The sequence below is a fragment of the Mycolicibacterium tusciae genome, assembly GCF_002086795.1.
In the GTDB taxonomy this organism is placed as follows: domain Bacteria; phylum Actinomycetota; class Actinomycetes; order Mycobacteriales; family Mycobacteriaceae; genus Mycobacterium; species Mycobacterium tusciae.
Genome location: NZ_MVIM01000043.1, coordinates 1 through 3,473, shown reverse-complemented (window position 1 = coordinate 3,473; position 3,473 = coordinate 1). Strand labels below are relative to the sequence as shown.

The 3,473-nt window shown below is 64.9% G+C and carries 1 protein-coding gene; it reads left to right on the top strand.

Going from position 1 to position 3,473, the window contains the following annotated elements; translation table 11 throughout:
- On the top strand, positions 1 to 3,473 hold a 3,473-nt coding region (locus tag BST47_RS29990), incomplete at both ends, for a non-ribosomal peptide synthetase (RefSeq protein ID WP_122984575.1).

Below are 3,473 nucleotides of genomic sequence, written 5' to 3'. Positions count from 1 at the left end.
CTGGCCGGTATCTACGCCCAAGTCCTCGGACTAGAGCGCGTCGGGGTCGACGAATCATTCTTCGAACTCGGCGGCGACTCGTTGTCCGCGATGCGGCTTATCGCGGCGATCAACACCGCTCTTGATGTCGCTCTGCCGGTGCGCACGGTGTTCGAGGCGCCCACGGTCGCTCGGTTGGCGCCGCTTGTCGGGGCCGGCGGTGGTGGGCTCGAACCGCTGCGGGCAGGTGAGCGGCCCTCGGTAATTCCGTTGTCCTTTGCCCAGACTCGGCTCTGGTTCCTGGATCAGTTGCAGGGACCATCAGCGGTCTACAACCTGGCGGTGGCACTGCGGTTACGGGGACATCTCGACGTTGAGGCGTTGGGCGCGGCCCTGGCCGACCTGGTGGGCCGTCACGAGAGCTTGCGAACGATGTTCCCGTCGGTTGACGGGATGCCTCATCAGTTGGTGGTGCCTGCCGAAAGTGCCGACTTGGGGTGGCGGATCGTCGATGCGACCGGTTGGTCGACTTCTGAGTTGGAGGAAGGGGTCGCGAACACCGCGCAGCGCCCGATAGACCTAGCCGCCGAAATCCCCCTGCGGGCCACGCTTTTTCGCGTCACCGCCGATGAACACATACTCGTGGCAGTGGTGCACCACATCGCAGCCGACGGTGTTTCGCTGGCGCCACTGGTGCGCGATTTGAGTGTGGCCTTTGCCAGCCGGTCTGCAGGTGCGGCGCCGGATTGGGCGCCGTTGGCGGTGCAGTATGCCGATTACACGCTGTGGCAGCGCGCGCAGCTCGGTGATTTCAGTGATGACCACAGCCGCATCGCCGCGCAGCTGGAGTATTGGCAGGGCGCGCTGGCAGGAATGCCCGAGCGACTGCAACTGCCGACGGATCGACCGTACCCGCCCGTCGCCGATCAACGCGGGGCCGCTGTGACCGTTGACTGGTCGGCCGAGCTGCAGCAGCGGGTGAGCGCGGTGGCTCGCGAGCACGGTGCGACCAGTTTCATGGTGGTTCAAGCCGCCCTCGCGGTTCTGCTTGCGGCACACAGTTCCAGCACCGATGTCGCGGTCGGTTTCCCGATTGCCGGGCGGCGTGATCCCGCGCTCGACGATCTCGTCGGGTTCTTTGTCAACACGTTGGTGCTGCGAGTCGACTTGGCGGGTGATCCCACCGTGGCCGACCTGTTCGCCCAAGTGCGTCACCGTAGTCTGGCCGCATACGAGCATCAGGACGTGCCCTTCGAGGTGCTCGTCGAGCGACTCAATCCGACCCGATCACTGGCCCACCACCCACTCGTTCAGGTGATGCTCGCCTGGCAGAACCAGCAGGACGATGATCCGGTCGCTGGACTTACCTTGGGCGAGCTAGAGGTCGCGTCGCTGCCGGTCGACCTTCACACTGCCCGCTTGGATCTGGCGTTTTCATTGGCTGAACGCTGGAACCCGGACGGTGAGCCTGCGGGAATCGGTGGGAGCGTGCAGTTCCGCACGGATGTGTTCGACGCGGCCAGCATCGAGGCCCTGATCGAGCGGCTGCGGCGCGTGCTTGATTCGATGGTCGCCGATCCGGCTCGGCGCGTGTCGTCGGTGGATGTGCTCGAGGCGAGTGAGTATGCCCGGTTGGACGGGTGGGGTAATCGCGCGGTATTGACTGCGGAAGTGCCTGCCCCGGTGTCGATTCCGGCATTGTTCGCCACGCACGTGGCGGATACCCCGGATGCAGCAGCGTTGACATTCGGCGCTCGTTCGATGACCTATCGCGAGCTCGATGAGGCTTCGAATCGGTTGGCACATGCACTGGTCGATCGCGGGGCGGGCCCGGGTTCGTGTGTTGCGGTGCTGGCTGAGCGCTCAGCGCAGGCCGTTGTAGCGATTTTGGCAACACTCAAGACTGGGGCGGCCTACGTACCACTAGATCCGGCGCACCCGTCTTCAAGGGTGGAGTTCATTCTCGGCGACGCCGCGCCGATCGCCGCAATCACCACTGCAACGCTGGCTCCCCGGCTGGAGGGGCAGGGCCCGCCCGTCATCGATGTCGAAGACCCCGTCATCGAGACTTACCCCGCCAGCGATCTACGGGCACCGACCCCTGAAGACCTTGCCTACCTGATCTATACGTCGGGCACGACGGGTGTGCCCAAGGGTGTGGCGGTTACCCACCGCAATGTGACGCAGTTGCTGGAGTCACTGGACGCCGGCCTCCCGTCGGCCGGTGTGTGGTCGCAGTGCCACTCCTTGACGTTCGACGTTTCGGTTTGGGAGATCTTCGGTCCGTTACTGCGTGGTGGGCGACTGGTAGTAGTGCCCGAAAATGTCGTCCGCTCACCAGAACATCTGCACGAACTGTTGATTCGCGAACAGGTCAGCGTACTCACCCAGACCCCCTCAGCGCTGGCGGCGATCTCGTCCCACGGCTTGGAAACCACGGCGTTGGTGGTGGCTGGTGAGGCGTGTCCGGCCGAGGTGGTGGATCGGTGGGCGCCGGGTCGGGTGATGATCAACGCCTACGGTCCGACCGAGACGACGATGTGTGTGGCGATCAGTGCGCCGTTGGCTGCGGGTTCGGGTGTGGTGCCGATCGGATCGCCAGTGCGCAAAGCGGCGTTGTTTGTCTTGGACAACCGGTTGCGTCCGGTGCCAGCCGGGGTGGTCGGTGAGTTGTATGTCGCGGGTCGCGGTGTGGCGGTCGGGTATGTGGGCCGGGCGGGGTTGACGTCGTCGCGGTTTGTGGCGTGTCCGTTCGGCGGGCTTGGGGCTCGGATGTATCGCACCGGGGATTTGGTGTGTTGGGGTGCTGATGGGCAGTTGCGGTATCTGGGTCGTGCTGATGAGCAGGTGAAGATCCGTGGGTATCGCATCGAGTTGGGTGAGGTTCAGGCGGCGTTGGCCGCGCTGGATGGGGTGGAGCAGGCGGTGGTGATCGCCCGCGAGGACCGTCCCGGTGATAAACGCCTGGTGGGTTATGTGACCGGGACTGCTGATGTGGCCGGGATGCGTGCGGCGTTGGCCGAGCGGTTGCCTGCGTACATGGTTCCCGCGGCGGTGGTGGCCATTGATGCGCTGCCGTTGACGGTCAACGGCAAACTCGACACCCGCGCGCTGCCGGCGCCGGAGTACTCCGCAGGCATTCACCGACCGCCGGCCTCCGCGGCGGAGGAGATTCTGGTCGGAATCTTCGCCCAGGTGCTGGGTGTGGAGCGGGTCGGGGTTGATGACTCGTTCTTCGAACTGGGCGGCGACAGCATTTCGGCGATGCGGGTGGTCGCCGCGGTGAATAAGTCGCTGAATGCCGCGCTTTCGGTGCGCGTGTTGTTCGAGGCGCCAACGGTCGCTCAGTTGGCTCCGCGTATCGGTGACGAGGGTGACGGGCTGGAGCCGTTGACGACCCGTGAGCGCCCAGTAGCTGTTCCGTTGTCGTTTGCGCAGAGCCGGTTGTGGTTCATCGATCAGTTGCATGGGCCGTCGCCGGTCTACAACATGCC